Genomic DNA, 18,873 nt, shown 5'->3' with positions numbered 1-18,873 from the left:
ACTGTACGCAGCGACCGGTGTGCGCCGCTCCCCCTTCCGATCACTTGCACCCGGTCACTTTCCCTCGACGGGCCAGCAGGTGGGGTCGCCCTTGCACCAGATGGTGCGGGTGACGGTGACCGTCACGGTGGGCCGGCCGCCGCCGGGCCGGTAGGTGGGCGGCTCGTACGTCGGCCCGTGCGTCGCGGTGCAGTCGCCGAGCCCGCTGACGTGGAACACCTGTCTGCCCGCGACCCTGGCGGTCAGATCCCCCCGCACACAGGCGCCGTCGACGGCCTTGGTCACCTTCCCGGTGACGGTGATCTTCCGCCCGTCCTTGGTCTCGCCCTGGCAGTCGACGGACACGACGGTGGTCTCGGACGGCGAGGGCGTCCCAGCCGCCGCGCCGCCGCCGTTGCCGTAGTTGCCGGTGCAGGTGAGCCAACTGACGTCGACACGCTGCTGCCGGAGCCTGGCCGTCGCGGTGGTGTCGGTGGTGTAGGCGGCGCTCGCGGTACTGAGGTCACCCGGCTGACACGCGACGAGGGCCGCGCCGGCCCCCGCGACCAGCCCCACCACGGCCACCGTCCGCGTCCCGCGCCGCCCACACCGAATCCGTCTCAATACCCCCATGCAGGGCAGACTGCCACCGGCACGGACGCCACGGAAGGCCACATACGGCCACTCACCCGTACGTGGCCGGGTCAGCGCGCCCGGCAGAGCCTCCCGGCACTTCCCCTCGCGGCCGGACCGGCGGAGCGCCTGACGCCTGTCTGGTCCTATGCGCAGTCATCACAGGCTCAGGCGGCTCGCCCTGCCGGACGGAACCGTCTACCGGTGGTCCGTCCGGCACGAGCACGCCGACGGCTGCCGCGAGGTGCTGGGCCTCTACCGCGACGGCGGCTACACCCGGATCGTCTTCCGGGAGGGCGAGGCCGGTTCGGCCGCCGACGGCCACTGGTACGCGGGGTGCGTGGCGGACGGCCGCGGCAACCTTCTCGGCCTGCGCGAACCCCGCGTCGTACGCGCCCTCGTCGACGAGGCCGAGCGGCGCGGGCTGCTGCCGGGGAGGGGGGAGCTCGATCGCTGGGACCTGTTCCACGCGGCCGTGGCGGCCGTCGAAGCCACCGAAACCGCGAAAGCCGCCGAAGCCACCGCCGTCAGCCGCGCAACAGCAGCCACTGCTGGAGTTCGACCAGGTTGCCCTCCGGGTCCTTGACGTGGGCGACTCGCATGCGTTCGGTCATGGGGGCCGGGCCATGCACCAGCTCCGCACCACGGGCGGTGATCTCCGACACATAGGCGTCCAGGTCGTCGACGCGCAGCACCACCAGGGAGCGGTGCCCGGTGGCCGTCTCGCCCAGCTCGTTCAGCACCTCGGCCATCATCGCGCGGTCCTGCAGCGCGATCCCGGCGGAGCCGGCGTGCGGGCTGAACTTCTCGTACGGGCCCTCGGTCGCCCCGGACTGCGGCTTGAGGCCGAGGACGTCGGCGTAGAAGCGGTAGCAGGCGGCGAAGTCGGTGACCAGGAGCCGGACTTGGGCGAGTTCCACGGTTGTCCCCCAGGCCTCAGGACCAGCGGCCGGTGCGGCCCAGCAGCAGGGCCACGGCGGCGGTGCCGGCGGTTGATGTGCGCAACACGCTAGGACCGAGTACGTACGCCTGCGCACCCGCCTCCTCGAAGAGCGCCAACTCGTCCCGGGCGACGCCTCCTTCGGGGCCGACGACCAGCACGATCTCGCCCTCGGTGGGCAGTTCGGCGGTCGCCAGCCGCCCGCTCTCGTGCTCGAAGTCGGAGTGGAGCACGGCGGCGAAGTCGGCTTTGGCGAGAAGTGCGGCAACCTGCTTGGTACTTGCCGCGTCCGCGACCGCCGGAAAGCGCAGCCGGCGGGACTGCTTGCCGGCCTCGCGCGCGGTGGCCCGCCACTTGGCGAGCGCCTTCTGACCCCGGTCGCCCTTCCACTGGGTGATGCACCGGGCGGCCTGCCAGGGCACGATCGCGTCGACGCCGGTCTCCGTCATCGTCTCGACGGCGAGTTCGCCCCGGTCGCCCTTCGGGAGCGCCTGGACCACGGTGATACGGGGGCTGGGCTCGGGCTCCACCGGGAACTCGAACGGCTCGACCACCAGGTGGTCCTTGCCCGACACACCGACGACGACCCCGGCGGCCCCGCGCCCCTCGCCGTCCGTCAGCACCACGTTCTCGCCGGGCTGCAGCCGCCGTACGGAGACCGCGTGCCGCCCCTCGGGGCCCGTGACGTCGACGACCGAGCCGGGGCCCACGCCCTCCAGCGAGTCGACGACGAACACCGGCGCGGTCATCGCAGGCCCCCCTTGGCCGACAACGCTGTCCGGGCGGCGTCGAGTTCGGCGGCCAGCACCTCCACGAGCTCCCCGGCGGGCAGCTCGCGGGCCAGCCGATGCCCCTGCCCGGCCCACAGCGCCATGCCCTGCGCGTCCCCGGCCTTGGCGGCGGCCTTGCGCAGCGGCGCGGTGAGGTGGTGGATCTCCGGATAGGCGGCGGGGGCGTACGGGCCGTGCTCGCGCAGGAAGCGGTTGACCAGTCCGCGCGCCGGGCGGCCGGAGAAGGCGCGGGTCAACTCGGTGCGCGCGAACAGGGGGTTGGTCAGCGCCTGCTTGTACACGGCCTGGGCGCCGGACTCGGGGGTGGCGAGGAAGGCGGTGCCCAGCTGGGCCGCGCTCGCGCCGGCCGCGAGGACGGCGGCGATCTGGCTGCCGCGCATGATGCCGCCGGCGGCGACGACCGGGACGCTCACGGCCTCACGGATCTGCGTGACCAGCGACAGCAGCCCGATGCCGGCGCCGTCGTTCTCCGGGAGGTCCCGGTGCGTTCCCTGATGGCCGCCGGCCTCCACGCCCTGCGCGATCACCGCGTCCGCCCCGGCCCGCTCGACGGCGCGGGCCTCCTCGGCGGTGGTGGCGGTGACCAGGGTGCAGGTGCCGACACGGCGCAGGCTGTCGAAGACCTCCCGGCTCGGCACACCGAAGTGGAAGGAGACCACGGGCACCGGGTTGTCGAGGAGCACGGCGAGCTTGGCGTCGTAGCCGTCGTCCCGGCCGCTGTCCGGGTCGCCCAGCTCGGTCTCGTACCACGCGGCCTCGCCGGCCAGCTGGTGGGCGTAGATCTCCACGCCGCCAGAAGGGTGCGCGGCGTTGGCCGCTCCCGTGGAGCCGGTGCTTGCACCGGGGTACTCGGACTGCGGCATGAACACGTTCACGCCGAAGGGGCGGCTCGTGAGCCCCCGCAGCTGCTTGATCTCCTGGTACATCCCGTCGGCGGTCTTGTATCCGGCGGCGAGAAACCCGAGGCCACCGGCCTCGGAGACGGCGGCGGCGAGCTGCGGGACGGAGACGCCGCCCGCCATGGGGGCCTGCACGATCGGGTGGGGGAAGAGATCGGTCAGCGCGGAGGACATGACCGCATGTTGTCACGTCCGTCGAACAAGTCCGAATCCGGGCGTCCGATGGCATAAACCATTGGCATACGGGGTGCCGAAGCACCCCGTCAGGCCTCCGTCAGCGGTGGCTCAGCGCCCGTTGAAGGCGTCCTTCAGCCGCGAGAACAACCCCTGCTGCCCCGGCTGGAACTGCCCCTGGGGCCGCTCCTCGCCGCGCAGCTTGGCCAGCTCGCGCAGCAGGTGCTCCTGTTCGGGGTCCAGCTTGGTCGGGGTCTGCACCTCGACGTGCACGATCAGGTCGCCCCGGCCGCCGCCGCGCAGATGCGTGACACCCCGGTTGTGCAGCGGGATCGACTGGCCGGACTGGGTGCCGGGCCGGATGTCGACCTCCTCCATACCGTCCAGCGTCTCCAGCGGCACCTTGGTGCCGAGGGCCGCCGCGGTCATCGGGATGGTGACCGTGCAGTGCAGGTCGTCGCCGCGCCGCTGGAAGGTCGCGTGCGGCAGCTCGTGGATCTCGACGTACAGGTCACCGGCCGGACCGCCGCCCGGCCCGACCTCGCCCTCGCCGGCGAGCTGGATCCGCGTGCCGTTGTCGACACCGGCCGGGATCTTCACGGTCAGGGTGCGGCGGGAGCGGACGCGGCCGTCGCCGGCGCACTCCGGGCACGGGGTCGGCACGACGGTCCCGAAGCCCTGGCACTGCGGGCAGGGACGCGAGGTCATGACCTGGCCGAGGAAGGACCGGGTGACCTGCGAGACCTCACCGCGGCCACGGCACATGTCACACGTCTGGGCGGTCGTACCGGGCGCCGCGCCCTCGCCGTTACAGGTGTTGCAGACGACCGCGGTGTCGACCTGGATGTCCTTGGTCGTCCCGAAGGCCGCCTCGTCCAGCTCGACCTCGATGCGGATCATCGCGTCCTGGCCGCGCCGGGTGCGCGAGCGCGGGCCGCGCTGCGACGCCGTACCGAAGAACGCGTCCATGATGTCGGAGAAGTTGCCGAAGCCACCGGCCCCGAAGCCGCCCGCGCCGGCGCCGCCCGCCTGCGACAGCGGGTCGCCGCCGAGGTCGTAGACCTGCTTCTTCTGCGGGTCCGAGAGCACCTCGTAAGCGGCGTTGATCTCCTTGAACCGCTCCTGGGTCTTCGGGTCCGGGTTGACGTCCGGGTGCAGCTCGCGCGCGAGCCGGCGGAACGCCTTCTTGATCTCATCCTGCGACGCGTCGCGGCGCACGCCGAGAACGGCGTAGTAGTCCGTGGCCACTTACGACTCCGCCAGGATCTGTCCGACGTACCGTGCCACTGCGCGTACCGCTCCCATCGTTCCCGGATAGTCCATGCGGGTCGGTCCGACCACGCCGAGCTTGGCAACCGCCTCGCCGCCCGAACCGTAGCCGACCGACACCACGGAGGTGGAGTTGAGCCCCTCGTGGGCGTTCTCGTGCCCGATGCGCACCGTCACGCCCGGATCCTTCGCCTCGCCCAGGAGCTTGAGGAGCACGACCTGCTCCTCCAGGGCCTCCAGGACGGGCCGGATCGTGAGGGGAAAGTCATGCCCGAAGCGGGTGAGATTGGCGGTACCGCCGATCATCAACCGCTCCTCGTTCTCCTCGACCAGCGTCTCCAGAAGAGTGGAGAGCACCGTCGAGACCGTACCGCGGTCCTCGGGGTCGAAGGCCTCCGGCAGGTCCTCGACCAGCGTCGGCACGTCCGTGAACCGGCGGCCCGCGACCCGGCTGTTCAGCCGCGCCCGCAGATCGGCGAGGGAGGCCTCGCCGAAGGGCGCCGGGCAGTCGACCATCCGCTGCTCGACCCGGCCGGTGTCCGTGATCAGCACGAGCATCACGCGCGCGGGGGCGAGCGAGAGCAGCTCCACGTGCCGCACGGTGGACCGGGTCAGGGACGGGTACTGCACGACGGCGACCTGCCGGGTCAGCTGCGCGAGCAGCCGCACGGTCCGCGCCACCACGTCGTCGAGGTCGACGGCGCCCTCCAGGAAGTTCTGGATGGCGCGCCGCTCGGGCGCGGTCATGGGCTTGACGCCCGCCAGCTTGTCCACGAACAGCCGATAGCCCTTGTCCGTGGGGATCCGCCCGGCGCTGGTGTACGGCTGGGCGATGTACCCCTCGTCCTCCAGGGCCGCCATGTCGTTACGGACCGTCGCCGGGGACACGCCGAGGCTGTGCCGCTCGGTCAGGGCCTTCGACCCGACCGGCTCCTCGGTGCCGACGTAGTCCTGGACGATGGCGCGCAGTACCTGAAGCCTGCGTTCACTCAGCATTCGCGCGCACCTCCAGCACGTCCCCTCGGTTCCAGTCGGCCCTGCGGTTCGTCCGCCTGGCACTCTTCGCATGCGAGTGCCAGCGTTCCCCGGCCCAGTGTACGGCTGTCGGGTACGCCCAGGGCAAGGTCGGTGCGGTCCCGGCGGCTCGTGCGGCTAGCGTCGCCGGTATGACGGTGACTTGGGAAGAGCTGGGGTGGGAACGGCTGGCCCCGGGGGTCGGCCGGTGCCGGCTGCCCGGCTGGGACTGCACGGCCGGGCTGATCCTCGGGGAGGGTACGGCGCTGATGGTGGACGCCGGCTCCAGCCTGGCCGAGGGCGCGCGGCTGCGGAGACAGGCCGAGGAACTGACCGGCGGCCGTGTGACCCATCTCGCGCTGACCCACCCCCACTTCGACCATGTCCTCGGGGCGGCGGCCTTCGCGGGGGCGGAGCTGTACGGGGCGGTGGGCGTCGACGCGGTACTGGCGTACGAGCGCCACGAGCTGCGCACGGACGCCGTGAGAAACGGACTCGCGGCGGCGGACGCGGACGAGGCGGTGGACGCGCTGGTGCCGCCCGGCCATCTGGTCTGCGGCGAGTGGACGCTGGACCTCGGGGGCGGCCGGCAGGTTCTGCTGGCGAACGTGGGTCCGGGGCATACCGCGCATGATCTGGCGGTGCTGGTCCCAGGAGATCCCGAGGTGGTGTTCTGCGGTGACCTGGTCGAGGAGTCCGGCGAACCCCAGGCGGGCCCGGACGCGCTCCCGTCCCGCTGGCCGGACGCCTTGGACCGGCTCCTGTCCCTGGGTGGCGAGGACGCGCTGTACGTGCCCGGTCACGGAGCGGTGGTGGACGCGGCGTTCGTCCGAAGGCAGCGCGACGAGCTGGCGGCCCGTTTCGGCGTGTCGTGAGCGCGGCCGTACGGCTTCTCCTATCGTCACTCGAATGCGCCAGTACTCCGCCGACCTGACCCCGCCGTGGAAGAAGCCGAAGGCCGTGCCGGAGGTACCGGCGGAGCCGGGCCTGGTGGTGGAGGAGCCCGGCACCGGGTTCTGCGGGGCGGTGATCCGCTGCGAGGCGGGCACGGTGACCCTTGAGGACCGCTTCGGCAAGCACCGGGTGTTCCCGCTGGAGCCGCGGGGCTTTCTGCTGGAGGGGCGGGTGGTGACGCTCGTACGGCCATCCTCCTCGGCTCCGGTACGACCCACGCGTACCGCCTCCGGCTCGGTCGCCGTCCCCGGTGCCCGCGCCCGCGTGGCCCGCGCCGGCCGTATCTACGTCGAGGGCCGGCACGACGCCGAGCTGGTCGAGAAGGTGTGGGGCGACGACCTGCGCATCGAGGGTGTGGTCGTGGAGTACCTGGAGGGCGTGGACGACCTGCCGTCGATCGTGTCGTCCTTCGCACCGGACCCGGACGCCCGCCTGGGCGTCCTGGTGGACCACCTGGTGCCGGGCACGAAGGAGTGGCGGATCGCTGAGTCGGTGACCGGCGAGCACGCGCTGGTGGTCGGGCACCCGTACATCGACATCTGGCAGGCGGTGAAGCCGACCTCGCTGGGCATCGAGGGCTGGCCGACGGTGCCGCGCGGTCAGGACTGGAAGACGGGGGTGTGCCGGGCGCTGGGCTGGCCGTCGGAGAACACCGGGGCGGTGTGGCAGGCCATCCTGCGGCGGGTGGGGTCCTACAAGGACCTGGAGCCGGAGCTGCTGGGGCGGGTGGAGGAGCTGATCGACTTCGTCACGGGTAGCGGTGGGGCCTGACGTTGGGGAACGTACGGAACTCGCTCGTGTCGAGTTCGATACCCAGAATGTCCACCGGCAGCGGCTCGCCGAACTTGACGATGTACTGCTTCCGATAGTCGGCTGCCTCGCCCGTGCCCACCGGGTTCGTCAACAGAACGCACTGACCCATGATCGGATCGATGACAAGGTAGGCGGGCACCTGGCCTGCGGCGTAGATGGAACGCTTGACGCCGTAGTCCCGTTCGACACTGGTCTTGGAGACGACTTCCACGACCATGGTGATCAGCCCGGAAGGCAGCAGCCGCCCCGACGCCGGCAAGACCTCGGGCGCCACGACCACGAGGTCGGGGACTGGCTCACTGGCCTCGTCGACAATGTCGACGTCCTGGGTCTGGAGGGGATACCAATGGTCCAGCGGGATCTGCCTCTCCGTGAGCAGCACGATGAGGTTGTGCACCAGATCAGGGCTGGCCATCATCACAATGACCCCCCGGAGAAGCTCGACCCTGACGCCCTCCGGAGGCTCGAACTCCTCGAAGAACTCGGTCATCCCACGCTCGTCCACAGCGGTCATCTCCGTGGCCCTCCACATCCGCCGCGTCCTTTTGGCGGCAGCCTACGAACCAGGTTAGGGACCGAACCGGCGTTCCGGAGGGATTCGCTCGCGGGAGTGATCAGTCCACCAGGTCCCGCACCACCGCGTCTGCCAGCAACCGCCCCCGCAGCGTCAGCACGGCCCGCCCCTCCTCGTACGGCCCTTCCTGGAGGAGCCCCTCCGCCAGCGCGCGCCGGGACGCCGCAAGCCCCTCCTCCTTCAGCAGCCCCAGCGGCGCCCCCTCCCGCAGCCGCAGCTCCAGCAGGATTCGCTCCACGCGCCGGTCCTCGTCGGACAGCAGCTCACGCCCGGCCCCCGGCGACTTCCCCGATGCGAGCGCTGCCGCGTACGCCCCCGGGTGCTTGACGTTCCACCAGCGCACCCCGCCCACGTGCGAGTGCGCCCCGGGACCCGCGCCCCACCAGTCGGCGCCGCGCCAGTACAGCTCGTTGTGCAGGCAGCGCCCGGACTCGGAGGTGGCCCAGTTCGAGACCTCGTACCAGTCGAAGCCCGCCGCGGACAGGGTCTCCTCGGCGATCAGGTACCGGTCCGCGTGCACGTCGTCGTCGGTCATCGGGACCTCGCCCCGGCGGATACGACGGGCCAGCTGCGTGCCCTCCTCGACGATCAGCGCGTACGCGCTGATGTGGTCTGGTCCCGCCCCGATCGCCGCGGCAAGCGAGGACCGCCAGTCGTCGTCGCTCTCGCCGGGGGTGCCGTAGATCAGGTCCAGGTTCACGTGCTCGAAGCCCGCCGCCCGCGCCTCCGCGACGCACGCCTCGGGGCGGCCCGGCGTGTGCGTCCGGTCGAGCACGCGCAGCACATGCTGCTTCGCGCTCTGCATGCCGAAGGAGATCCGGTTGAAGCCGCCCTCCCGGAGGGTTGCGAGATACGCGGGGTCCACCGACTCCGGGTTCGCCTCCGTCGTGATCTCGGCGTCCGGCGCCAGGCCGAACTCCTCGCGGATGGCCGCCAGCATCCGTACGAGATCGTCGGCGGCCAGCAGCGTGGGCGTGCCACCGCCGACGAACACCGTACGGACCTGGCGCGGGTCGTCGCCGAGCACCTTCCGGGCGAGCCGGATCTCGTCCGTCAGCGTGTCCGCGTAGTTGTCCCGGGACGCCAGCACGCCGCCGGTGCCGCGCAGCTCGGTCGCGGTGTAGGTGTTGAAGTCGCAGTAGCCGCAGCGGGTCGCGCAGTACGGGACGTGCAGGTAGAAGCCGAGCGGGCGGTCGGCGGCCCCGGCGAGCGCGTGCGCGGGCAGCACGCCGTCGGCGGGGACGGGCTCGCCGTCGGGGAGTGCGGAAGGCATGCCCTCCATTGTCCAGCACGGCGGCCGTTACTCCGCCTGGAGCACCAGCAGGGCGAGGTCGTCCTCGGGCGGGCCCTCGCCGAAGCCGTCCACCAGGCGGCGGATCCTTTCCGCGATCAGTTCGGCGCTGAGCCCGGCGCAGCCGGACAGGGCGCGGGCGAGGCCGTCGCCGTCGTCGAACTGGCGGGCGCCGGAGCGCCGCTCGGTCACCCCGTCGGTGACGCACAGCAGGCTGTCGCCGGGCCGCAGGTCGAGGGTCTCGCTGGTGTACGTCTCGTCCTCGACCACGCCGAGCAGGGTCTGCGGGCCGGCGGCGGTGCGCACGGTGCCGTCGGGGCTCAGGACGAGCGGGAGCGGGTGGCCGGCGGAGGCGAGAGTGCAGCGGACCCCGCCGTCGTACGGGGTCAGCTCGCCGTAGAGGAGGGACAGGAAGCGGGTCTGCGGGCCGTCCCCGGTGACCACCGGCCGGCCGCCGGCGGCGACGAGGGCGCGGGCAGCGGCGTCGGCGGCCTCGGTGGCGTCGTCCAGGAGGAGCTGGTTGAGGCGGTCGAGGACGTCGGCGACCCGGTAGCCCTCGCGGGCCAGGAGGCGCAGCCAGGGGCGGGCGAGGCCGATCACGACCGCCGCCTCGGGCCCCTTGCCCTGGACGTCGCCGACGGCGAAGCACCAGCGGCCGTCACCGGCCGGGAACAGGTCGTAGAAGTCGCCGCTGGGGCCGCCCTTGTCGCAGGGCTCGTAGACGAGCGCGCTGCTCACGCCGGGGATCGTGGCGACCGCGCCGGGCAGCAGGCCGCGCTGCAGGACGGCGCTGATGGTGGCCTGGCGGGCGTACTGGCGGGCGGCGCCGATCGCCAGGGCGACGCGGCGGCCGAGGTCCTCCACGAGCCCGGTGACCTCGTCGGGGAAGCGCGCGAGCCCGCACCGGCCGATGACCAGCGTGCCGAGCGGCCGGCCGCCCGCGATCAGCCGGTACGCCAGCGCCGTGCCGTCGGCGCCCTGCGGGCCGAGCGCATGGCCGGGCCACGGGTACGGCTCCGGGCCGGAGCGCAGCCCCTCGCCCGGGCAGGGCGGCTCCTTCTCCAGGGCGCAGCGCAGTTCCTCGATGCGGTTCTCGCTGGCGTGCCAGACCCGGTCGGGACCGCCGGTGGCGCCGCCGCGCACGGTCGCCTCGTCCTCCAGCCACACCGCGCACCAGTCGGCGAGCCGGGGCACGATGAGCTGGCCGGTGAGGGCGGTGACCAGGGTCTCGTCCAGCTGTCCGGCGAGCAGGTCGGAGGCCTCGGCGAGAAACGACAGCGCGCCCCGGCCGAGCCAGTCCCGGTCGCCGTCGGCGCGGTGCGGCTGCGGGGCCAGGTCCTCGGCGACCTCCACGGGGGCGTCCAGGGCGGGGCCGTCCGGGTCCTCGACGCCTCCCGGGGGCAGCCGCGCCCAGACGGTCTTGGCGCCGGCGCGGTAGGTGACGCCCCAGGACTCGGCGAGCGTGGTGACCAGCCGCAGACCGCGCCCGTACTCGGGGGTGTCGTACGGCCCCTCGCCGCCGAGCGGATCGCGCGGGGCGCGGGAGGGATGCCGGTCGCCCACCTCCATCACGAACGCGCCGGTGTCCTCCAGCAGCCAGTCGACCACCACGTCCGTACCGGCGTGTACGACGGCGTTGGTGACCAGCTCGCTGACGACGGCCATGGCGTCGTCGACGAGCCGCGCCGGGATCGCGCACACCTCGGACGCCTCGGCCAGCGCGGCCCGCACCAGCGCACGGGCCGACCCGGGCGCGAGAGGGCTTCCGGGCAGCGTGGCGCGCCCGCGCACCTCCCGGGCCCGGGGCTCACTGTCCCGCTGTGTGGGTATGGCCGCCATGTCCATGCGGCCAGGGTGACAGACAGAGCGCACCTATAAGCGCTGAGTTACTGAAGTGGGCAGAAGACGGCCACTTTCGAACGCCGCTGACTGTCAAAGGGGCGCGGGGCTGTGCCCGGTATGCGGCTCCGCCGCGTGGCGCAAGACCACGGCGGAGCCGCACACTCACCGGACCAGCCCTTACTTCTCCCTGGTCCCGGCGTACATCTCCTCGATGAGGTGCTTGTACTCCCGCTCGACCACCGGCCGCTTCAGCTTCAGGCTCGGCGTGATCTCCCCGTGCTCCACGTCGAGGTCCCGCGGCAGCAGCCGGAACTTCTTGACCGTCTGCCACTTCTGCAGTCCGGCGTTGAGCTGCTGCACATAGCCGTCGACCATCTCCACCGTCTGCGGCGCGGCCACCACGTCGGCGTACGGCTTGCCCTCCAGCCCGTTCTCCTTCGCCCAGTCCAGGATCGCGATCTCGTCCAGGGCGATGAGGGCGGTGCAGTAGTTCCGGTCGGCGCCGTGCACCAGGATGTTGGAGACGTACGGGCACACCGCCTTGAACTGGCCCTCGACCTCGGCCGGGGCGACGTACTTGCCGCCGGAGGTCTTGATGAGGTCCTTCTTGCGGTCGGTGATGCGCAGATAGCCGTCGGGCGAGAGCTCGCCGATGTCGCCGGTGTGGAACCAGCCGTCGGACTCCAGCACCTCGGCGGTCTTCTCGGGCAGCCCGTGGTAGCCCTCCATGATGCCGGGGCCGCGCAGCAGGATCTCGCCGTCGTCGGCGATGCGCACCTCGGTGCCGGGCAGCGGCTTGCCGACCGTGCCGGTGCGGTAGGCCTCGCCGGGGTTGACGAAGGAGGCGGCGGAGGACTCGGTGAGACCGTAGCCCTCCAGGATGTGGATGCCGGCGCCGGCGAAGAAGTAGCCGATCTCGGGCGCGAGCGCGGAGGCGCCGGAGACACAGGCGCGCAGCCGGCCGCCGAAGGCCTCGCGGAGCTTGCCGTAGACGAGGGTGTCGGCGACCTTGTGCTTGGCGGCGAGGCCGAAGGGCACCGCGGCGGTGCCGGTGCGCCGGAAGTTGTCCTGGCTCACCTTGGCGTACTCGCGGGCGACCTCGGCGGCCCACTGGAAGATCTTGTACTTGGCCGGGCCGCCATCGCGGGCCTTGGCGGCGACGCCGTTGTAGACCTTCTCGAAGATGCGCGGCACGGCCGCCATGTACGTCGGCTGCACCACCGGAAGGTTCTCGATGATCTTGTCGACGCGGCCGTCGACGGCGGTGACGTGCCCGACCTCGATCTGGCCGGAGGTGAGGACCTTGCCGAAGACGTGCGCGAGCGGCAGCCACAGGTACTGCACGTCGTCCATGGCGACGAGGCCGGTCGCGGCGATCGCCTTCGCCATGTACGCCCAGTTGTCGTGCGGGAGCCTGACTCCCTTGGGGCGGCCGGTGGTGCCGGAGGTGTAGATGAGGGTGGCGAGCTGGTCCTTCTTGATCGCGCCGACCCGCTCCTTGATCAGCTCGGGGTGCGTCTGCAGGTAGGCGGCGCCGCGCTGCTCCAGCTCTGCGAGCGTGATCACCCAGTCGCTCGTCTCCACGCCCGCCGCGTCGATGACGACGACCTTGGTCAGCTCGGTCAGCTCGGCGCGCTTCTCGACCGCCTTGGCGACCTGGGCCGCATCCTCGGCGATCAGCACCCGGCTCTCGGAGTCGGAGAGGATGAAGGCCGACTCGTCGGCGTTGGTCTGGGGGTAGACGGTGGTCGTGGCACCGCCGGCGCACAGGATGCCGAGGTCGGCGAGGATCCACTCGACCCGGGTGGAGGACGCGAGCGCCACCCGCTGCTCGGGCTGCACGCCCAGTTCGATGAGGCCGGCCGCGATCGCGAACACCCGCTCGGCCGCCTGCGCCCAGCTGAGCGACTTCCAGTCGTCGGGGCCCTGGCCGGAGGCAGGCGGTACCGGGTAGCGGTAGGCCTCGGCGTCCGGTGTGGCCGCCACGCGCTCCAGGAAGAGGGCCGCCACTGACGGCGGACGGTTCTCGATCAGGGTCTGTGTGTCGCTCACGACATCCTCCGGGGGCCCGCGACGGTGCGGCTGTACTCGGTGCGGCTGGGTTAACTCACGGTGGGGGTTCGAGCTGTTGTAACACTGTTGTTTAACTCGCGAGTAACTATCGAGCAGGGATCAGAGTAAGCCGCGACCGGCCGCCGCGTAAGGGGCATCGGCCTGTCACTTTCCACGGAGAGCGACGCTACGCACGCGTAGGGGCCCGCCGCGCTTTCGCACGACGAGCCCCTTTGTGTCCGCGTTTATGGACGTAACCCGTTGTTACCGCTGGTTACTTCTTGCCCTTGCCCGACCCCGCGCTGTCATCGCTGGACAGGACGGCGATGAAGGCTTCCTGCGGAACCTCCACGGAACCCACCATCTTCATCCGCTTCTTGCCTTCCTTCTGCTTCTCCAGCAGCTTCCGCTTACGGGAGATGTCACCGCCGTAGCACTTGGCCAGGACGTCCTTGCGGATGGCGCGGATGGTCTCGCGCGCGATGACCCGGGAGCCGATGGCGGCCTGGATCGGCACCTCGAAGGCCTGCCGCGGGATGAGCTCGCGCAGCTTGGCGACGAGCCGCACCCCGTACGCGTACGCGGCGTCCTTGTGGGTGATCGCCGAGAAGGCGTCCACCTTGTCGCCATGCAGCAGGATGTCGACCTTGACCAGGCTGGAGGTCTGCTCGCCGGTGGGCTCGTAGTCGAGGGACGCGTAGCCGCGGGTCTTGGACTTCAGCTGGTCGAAGAAGTCGAAGACGATCTCCGCGAGCGGGAGGGTGTAACGGATCTCGACCCGGTCCTCGGAGAGGTAGTCCATGCCGAGCAGGGTGCCGCGCCGGGTCTGGCACAGTTCCATGATCGAGCCGATGAACTCGGTGGGCGCCAGGATGGTGGCGCGCACGACCGGCTCGTACACCTCGCCGATCTTCCCCTCGGGGAACTCGCTCGGGTTGGTGACGATGTGCTCGCTGCGGTCCTCCATGACCACGCGGTAGACCACGTTGGGCGCGGTGGCGATCAGGTCGAGGCCGAACTCGCGCTCCAGCCGCTCCCGGATCACGTCCAGGTGCAGCAGGCCGAGGAAGCCGACGCGGAAGCCGAAGCCGAGGGCGGCGGAGGTCTCCGGCTCGTAGACCAGCGCGGCGTCGTTCAGCTGCAGCTTGTCCAGGGCCTCACGCAGCTCGGGGTAGTCGGAGCCGTCCAGCGGATACAGACCGGAGAAGACCATGGGCTTCGGGTCCTTGTACCCGCCGAGCGCCTCCGTCGCCCCCTTGTTCTGACTGGTGACGGTGTCACCGACCTTGGACTGCCGGACGTCCTTCACACCGGTGATGAGGTAACCCACCTCGCCGACGCCGAGGCCGTCGGCCGGCAGCATCTCCGGCGAGTTGACGCCGATCTCCAGCAGCTCGTGGGTGGCGCCGGTCGACATCATCCTGATGCGCTCGCGCTTGTTGAGCTGGCCGTCGATGACACGGACGTACGTCACGACACCGCGGTAGGAGTCGTAGACGGAGTCGAAGATCATCGCGCGGGCGGGCGCGTCGGCGACCCCGACCGGCGCCGGGATCTCCTTGACGACCTTGTTCAGCAGCGCGTCGACGCCGAGACCGGTCTTGGCGGAGACCTTGAGGACGTCCTCCGGGTCGCAGCCGACCAGGTTCGCCAGCTCCTCGGCGAACTTCTCCGGCTGGGCGGCCGGCAGGTCGATCTTGTTCAGTACGGGGATGATCGTGAGGTCGTTCTCCATCGCCAGGTACAGGTTGGCGAGGGTCTGCGCCTCGATGCCCTGGGCGGCGTCGACGAGGAGGATGGTCCCCTCACAGGCGGCGAGCGACCGCGAGACCTCGTAGGTGAAGTCGACGTGCCCCGGGGTGTCGATCATGTTGAGGATGTGGGTCGTGCCCTGGTCGGGGCCCTCGGTGGGGGCCCAGGGCAGACGCACCGCCTGGGACTTGATCGTGATGCCGCGCTCGCGCTCGATGTCCATCCGGTCGAGGTACTGAGCACGCATCTGCCGCTGCTCGACCACACCGGTCAGCTGGAGCATCCGGTCGGCGAGTGTGGACTTGCCGTGGTCGATGTGCGCGATGATGCAGAAATTGCGGATCAGAGCCGGGGCGGTACGGCTCGGCTCGGGCACATGGTTAGGGGTCGCGGGCACGCAAGGTCCTGTCTCTTGAGGCGCCTTATGCCTCGGGTCGGATCGATACGTAGTCTCCATGGTCCCACGCGGAGGGACCGGGCACCGTTTTGGGCCGCTCGCAGGGCCACTGGTACTGTAGATGGCTGTGCCTCATGCCCTCTCAGCGCGAGGCACGTCAGAGATATTTTGGATCACCGGTACGGGACCCGCGCGGCCCCGCACCAGAACCTGAAAAGGCTCCTTCGTGGCGAACATCAAGTCCCAGATCAAGCGGATCAAGACCAACGAGAAGGCTCGGCTGCGCAACAAGGCCGTCAAGTCCTCCCTGAAGACCGCGATCCGCAAGGCCCGCGAGGCCGCTGCCGCGGGTGACGTCGAGAAGGCCACCGAGCTGCAGCGCGCTGCCGCGCGTGCGCTCGACAAGGCCGTCTCGAAGGGCGTCATCCACAAGAACCAGGCCGCCAACAAGAAGTCGGCGCTTGCTTCCAAGGTCACGTCCCTCAAGGGCTGAACCTCCTTTTTGATCTGACCGCCGGAAGGACCCAGAGCGGGCCCTCTCTCATCCGCTCCCTCCCGGCACCCCCGGATTCGCACGCGGCCTGCGTTCGCCACGCGGGTGCGAGTCCACCAGCTTGATCCGAAGGCCCCGGCACCCTCCCTTCCCCAGGGCGGGCGGCGGGGCCTTCGGCATGCGGTCCCTCTTACGACCGGAGCCGGGCGACCGGACCTCGGTGACCGGACCTCGGTGACCGGAGCCGGGGCGCGCACGTCGGCGGGCGTGGTGCCGGCCGTGACGTCGTGGAGCCGGCGTGGACGTCGATCATCCCGTGACCTCGTGATGCCGGCCGTGGGCGTCGATCATCGCGTCCTGGCCCCGGACGTCACGGGACGGACAGCGGACGGCGGGTGGCTCCGGCCTCGCGGTACCTGACGTCCGGGCCGCCGTCGGCAGTGCCCCGAAGGGTGTCCGCGTCCCTGCGGGAGAGGGCGTCGTGCCTTTCCGGACGATCATGCGAACGACCCCGTCGCGTGCGGGGCTTGGGCCTGACGGGTGGGCGCCCGATCCGCCCGGCTCAGGACCAGCTCAGGACCGGGTCCGCCCGAATCGGCGCCGGATCAGCCCCGGCCTCTCGACCGCGCCGCACGGGCAATCGTCACGACCGCCTTCTCCAAGGCGTACCCGGGGTCATCGCCCCCGCCCTTCACCCCGGCGTCGGCCTCGGCGACGGCCCGCATCGCCACCGCGACCCCGTCCGGCGTCCACCCCCGCATCTGCTGCCGCACCCGATCGATCTTCCACGGCGGCATCCCCAGCTCCCGCGCCAGATCCGCCGGCCGCCCCCCGCGCGCGGAGGACAGCTTCCCGATCGCCCGCACGCCCTGGGCCAGCGCGCTGGTGATCATCACCGGCGCCACGCCCGTCGCCAGCGACCATCTGAGCGCCTCCAGCGCCTCCGCCGTACGCCCCTCCACGGCCCGGTCGGCGACCGTGAAGCTGGAGGCCTCGGCCCGGCCGGTGTAGTACCGCCCGACGACCGCCTCGTCGATCGTCCCCTCCACGTCGGCGACCAGCTGGGAGACCGCCGAGGCCAGCTCGCGCAGATCGCTGCCGATGGCGTCGCAAAGTGCCTGGCACGCCTCGGGTGTGGCCGACCGCCCGAAGGAGCGGAACTCGCCCCGCACGAAGGCCAGCCGGTCCGCGGGCTTGGTCATCTTCGGGCAGGCCACCTCCCGCGCTCCCGCCTTGCGCGCGGCGTCGAGCAGCCCCTTGCCCTTGGCCCCGCCCGCGTGCAGCAGCACGAGCGTGATCTCCTCGGCGGGCGACCCGAGATATGCCTTCACGTCCTTGACCGTGTCGGCGGACAGGTCCTGCGCGTTGCGTACGACCACGACTTTCCGCTCGGCGAAGAGCGAAGGACTGGTGAGCTCGGCGAGTGTGCCGGGCTGCAACTGGTCCGGGGTGAGGTCGCGTACGTCCGTGTCGGCGTCGGCGGCCTTGGCGGCGGCCACCACCTCCCGCACGGCACGGTCGAGCAGGAGGTCCTCCTGGCCCACGGCGAGCGTCACCGGGGCGAGAGGGTCGTCATTCGCAGTCTTCCTGGCCATCACTCACAGCATCCCACGCGGCACTGACAACGAACCGGCCGCGGCACCCTGAGCGGTCCCGGAGCGGACCCGGAGTCCCACCTCGGGGTCACGGCTCCTCGCGCCAGCCGTCCCACTGCCCGGCGAACTCGTCCAGCTCCGCCGGGTCCAGCCGCCCGTCCTCGTCCCGCAGGACCACCAGCCACTGCGCGTCCTCGGCGTCGTCCTCGCCGGCCAGCGCGTCCCGGACGATCCGGGGCTCCTCGTCCAGCCCGAACCGCTCCCCGAGCACCTCGGCCACCTCCTCGGCGGCACCCCGGTCGGGCAGCACCAGCACGTGTCTCACATCGCTCACGGGCCCATTCTCCGGCACCGTACGCAAGACCGGGACGGCCCCGTACCGCGCAGGTCAGGCCGCGGGCACGGCAGGTGCGTCAGGCCTTCGGCACGAGCTGCACGCCGAGGTCGACCCGGATGCTCGGTCCGACGCTCACCGATGCGGCATTCGAGACAACACGGGCCCACATCGCGGGAATCCTGTACAAGCGCCGGATCTGGACCGAATTACGAAGTCAGGTTCAGGTTCGGGTTCAGGTTCGGGTTCCGGTTCCGCACAGTCGGCACACGGTCCAGCTCGATCCCGAACCGCTCCCGGTACGCCGTCAGCACCTCCTCGTCCGTCTCCAACTCCCGCGTTCCGCACGTACCGTCGCCGGCCGTCGTCTTCAGTTCCCGCCCGCTGAGTGTGATCCTCCCTCCGTCCTCGGTGACCCGTGAGCAGACCAGTGACCGGGTGAAATGCGACAGCGGCGAGGTGCTGTGCCACCAGGCCCCGGCCGCGAAGTCCCCGAGCACGCGGGGCCGCGTCTCCAGCCGGTACTGCGGCCTGCCGTCCCGTACGACGTCCAGGTCCCCGGAACCGGCCGAGCCGCCGCCGCTCACCCCGGCCGCATCCGGCCCGGCCGCCACCACCCGGAACACGCCGGCCGGGTCCACCTGCTCCTCGCGTTCCGCGTATCTCAGCGGGTAGTGGCTGTGCGCGCCGAACCCCACGTCCGCGAGCCAGGTCTCCCCCTCCACCGTCCGCACCCGCAGGGCGAGATGGTCGTACGGGATGCCGAGCCGCCCCTCGTCGCCGTACACGCGTGCCGCGAGCAGCTCGACCTCGTAGCCGAGCGCGGCGAGCAACGCGCCGAAGGCGCCGTTCAGTTCGTAGCAGAAGCCACCCCGCCCGCGTCCGATCACCTTGTCCAGCAGCCGCTCCTCCTCCAGCACGATCTCCTCGCCGAGGTGGATCGACAGGTTTTCGAAAGGGACGGTCCGCAGATGGCGCACCTGCAGCTCGCGCAGCGCCCGGCCGGTGGGCAGCCGCGGGTGCTCTGCCCCGATCCGGCGGAGATAGGCCTCGACCTGGCTTGAGTTCATGGACCCA

18 protein-coding genes are annotated in these 18,873 nt (G+C 71.4%); 4 read left to right on the top strand and 14 right to left on the bottom strand.

Features of this window, described 5'->3' with window-relative positions:
• Nucleotides 1-54: 54 nt before the first annotated feature.
• Nucleotides 55-564, bottom strand: coding sequence for a hypothetical protein (locus AB0M27_RS24020; protein ID WP_365723914.1), 510 nt, complete (start codon nucleotides 562-564; stop codon nucleotides 55-57).
• 196 nt (nucleotides 565-760) lie between these two features.
• Between AB0M27_RS24020 and AB0M27_RS24015 the strand changes: the two genes are divergently transcribed.
• Nucleotides 761-1,198 (top strand): hypothetical protein, encoded by a 438-nt coding sequence (locus tag AB0M27_RS24015; protein WP_365723913.1) that lies wholly within the window; start codon nucleotides 761-763, stop codon nucleotides 1,196-1,198.
• Here AB0M27_RS24015 and AB0M27_RS24010 read toward each other — a convergent pair.
• From AB0M27_RS24010 to hrcA, 5 genes are all read right to left on the bottom strand, one after another.
• Nucleotides 1,140-1,532 carry a VOC family protein gene (locus AB0M27_RS24010; RefSeq protein WP_365723912.1) on the bottom strand — a complete coding sequence of 131 codons (393 nt, stop codon included), beginning with the start codon at nucleotides 1,530-1,532 and terminating at the stop codon, nucleotides 1,140-1,142. The two genes, AB0M27_RS24015 and AB0M27_RS24010, sit on opposite strands and share 59 nt — an antisense overlap.
• A gap of 16 nt (nucleotides 1,533-1,548) precedes the next feature.
• Nucleotides 1,549-2,301: a 16S rRNA (uracil(1498)-N(3))-methyltransferase gene (locus AB0M27_RS24005; RefSeq protein WP_365723911.1), complete on the bottom strand. Its 753-nt coding sequence runs from the start codon at nucleotides 2,299-2,301 to the stop codon at nucleotides 1,549-1,551.
• Nucleotides 2,298-3,416, bottom strand: coding sequence for a nitronate monooxygenase (locus tag AB0M27_RS24000; protein ID WP_365723910.1), 1,119 nt, complete (start codon nucleotides 3,414-3,416; stop codon nucleotides 2,298-2,300). Before AB0M27_RS24000 ends, AB0M27_RS24005 begins: the two co-directional genes overlap by 4 nt.
• A gap of 111 nt (nucleotides 3,417-3,527) precedes the next feature.
• Nucleotides 3,528-4,664, bottom strand: a complete 1,137-nt coding sequence (dnaJ, locus tag AB0M27_RS23995; RefSeq protein WP_365723909.1) for a molecular chaperone DnaJ — start codon at nucleotides 4,662-4,664, stop codon at nucleotides 3,528-3,530.
• Nucleotides 4,665-5,681 (bottom strand): heat-inducible transcriptional repressor HrcA, encoded by a 1,017-nt coding sequence (gene hrcA / locus AB0M27_RS23990; protein WP_365723908.1) that lies wholly within the window; start codon nucleotides 5,679-5,681, stop codon nucleotides 4,665-4,667.
• 170 nt (nucleotides 5,682-5,851) lie between these two features.
• Here hrcA and AB0M27_RS23985 point away from each other — a divergent pair, with 170 nt between their 5' ends.
• Nucleotides 5,852-6,574, top strand: coding sequence for an MBL fold metallo-hydrolase (locus AB0M27_RS23985; protein ID WP_365723907.1), 723 nt, complete (start codon nucleotides 5,852-5,854; stop codon nucleotides 6,572-6,574).
• A gap of 34 nt (nucleotides 6,575-6,608) precedes the next feature.
• Entirely contained in the window at nucleotides 6,609-7,424 is an 816-nt protein-coding gene (locus tag AB0M27_RS23980; RefSeq protein WP_365723906.1) for a DUF3097 domain-containing protein, read from the top strand.
• On the opposite strand, the gene AB0M27_RS23975 is transcribed toward AB0M27_RS23980, so the two are convergent.
• From AB0M27_RS23975 to lepA, 5 genes are all read right to left on the bottom strand, one after another.
• On the bottom strand, nucleotides 7,402-7,980 hold the full coding sequence (locus AB0M27_RS23975; protein WP_365723905.1) for a Uma2 family endonuclease: 579 nt from the start codon (nucleotides 7,978-7,980) through the stop codon (nucleotides 7,402-7,404). The genes AB0M27_RS23980 and AB0M27_RS23975 overlap by 23 nt on opposite strands.
• A gap of 100 nt (nucleotides 7,981-8,080) precedes the next feature.
• Nucleotides 8,081-9,313 carry a radical SAM family heme chaperone HemW gene (hemW, locus tag AB0M27_RS23970; protein ID WP_365723904.1) on the bottom strand — a complete coding sequence of 411 codons (1,233 nt, stop codon included), beginning with the start codon at nucleotides 9,311-9,313 and terminating at the stop codon, nucleotides 8,081-8,083.
• Between the two features lie 27 nt (nucleotides 9,314-9,340).
• Nucleotides 9,341-11,170 (bottom strand): SpoIIE family protein phosphatase, encoded by a 1,830-nt coding sequence (locus tag AB0M27_RS23965; RefSeq protein ID WP_365723946.1) that lies wholly within the window; start codon nucleotides 11,168-11,170, stop codon nucleotides 9,341-9,343.
• 180 nt (nucleotides 11,171-11,350) lie between these two features.
• Nucleotides 11,351-13,225 (bottom strand): AMP-dependent synthetase/ligase, encoded by a 1,875-nt coding sequence (locus AB0M27_RS23960; RefSeq protein WP_365723903.1) that lies wholly within the window; start codon nucleotides 13,223-13,225, stop codon nucleotides 11,351-11,353.
• A 274-nt stretch (nucleotides 13,226-13,499) separates the two neighbouring features.
• Nucleotides 13,500-15,374, bottom strand: a complete 1,875-nt coding sequence (gene lepA / locus AB0M27_RS23955; RefSeq protein ID WP_365723902.1) for a translation elongation factor 4 — start codon at nucleotides 15,372-15,374, stop codon at nucleotides 13,500-13,502.
• Between the two features lie 226 nt (nucleotides 15,375-15,600).
• On the opposite strand from lepA, the gene rpsT reads away from it, so the two are divergent.
• Nucleotides 15,601-15,867 carry a 30S ribosomal protein S20 gene (rpsT, locus tag AB0M27_RS23950; RefSeq protein WP_067006864.1) on the top strand — a complete coding sequence of 89 codons (267 nt, stop codon included), beginning with the start codon at nucleotides 15,601-15,603 and terminating at the stop codon, nucleotides 15,865-15,867.
• 605 nt (nucleotides 15,868-16,472) lie between these two features.
• Here the strand turns inward: rpsT and holA are convergent.
• From holA to AB0M27_RS23935, 3 genes are all read right to left on the bottom strand, one after another.
• Entirely contained in the window at nucleotides 16,473-17,462 is a 990-nt protein-coding gene (gene holA, locus AB0M27_RS23945) for a DNA polymerase III subunit delta (RefSeq protein ID WP_365723901.1), read from the bottom strand.
• Between the two features lie 88 nt (nucleotides 17,463-17,550).
• Nucleotides 17,551-17,796, bottom strand: coding sequence for a hypothetical protein (locus tag AB0M27_RS23940; RefSeq protein WP_365723900.1), 246 nt, complete (start codon nucleotides 17,794-17,796; stop codon nucleotides 17,551-17,553).
• Between the two features lie 209 nt (nucleotides 17,797-18,005).
• Complete coding sequence (locus AB0M27_RS23935) at nucleotides 18,006-18,866, bottom strand: arylamine N-acetyltransferase (RefSeq protein ID WP_365723899.1); 861 nt, start codon at nucleotides 18,864-18,866, stop codon at nucleotides 18,006-18,008.
• Between the last annotated feature and the right edge of the window lie 7 nt (nucleotides 18,867-18,873).

This window comes from Streptomyces sp. NPDC052107, assembly GCF_040680215.1.
Lineage (GTDB): Bacteria > Actinomycetota > Actinomycetes > Streptomycetales > Streptomycetaceae > Streptomyces.
The sequence above is the reverse complement of the archived record's forward strand: the minus strand, read 5'-3'. Positions and strand labels throughout refer to the sequence as shown.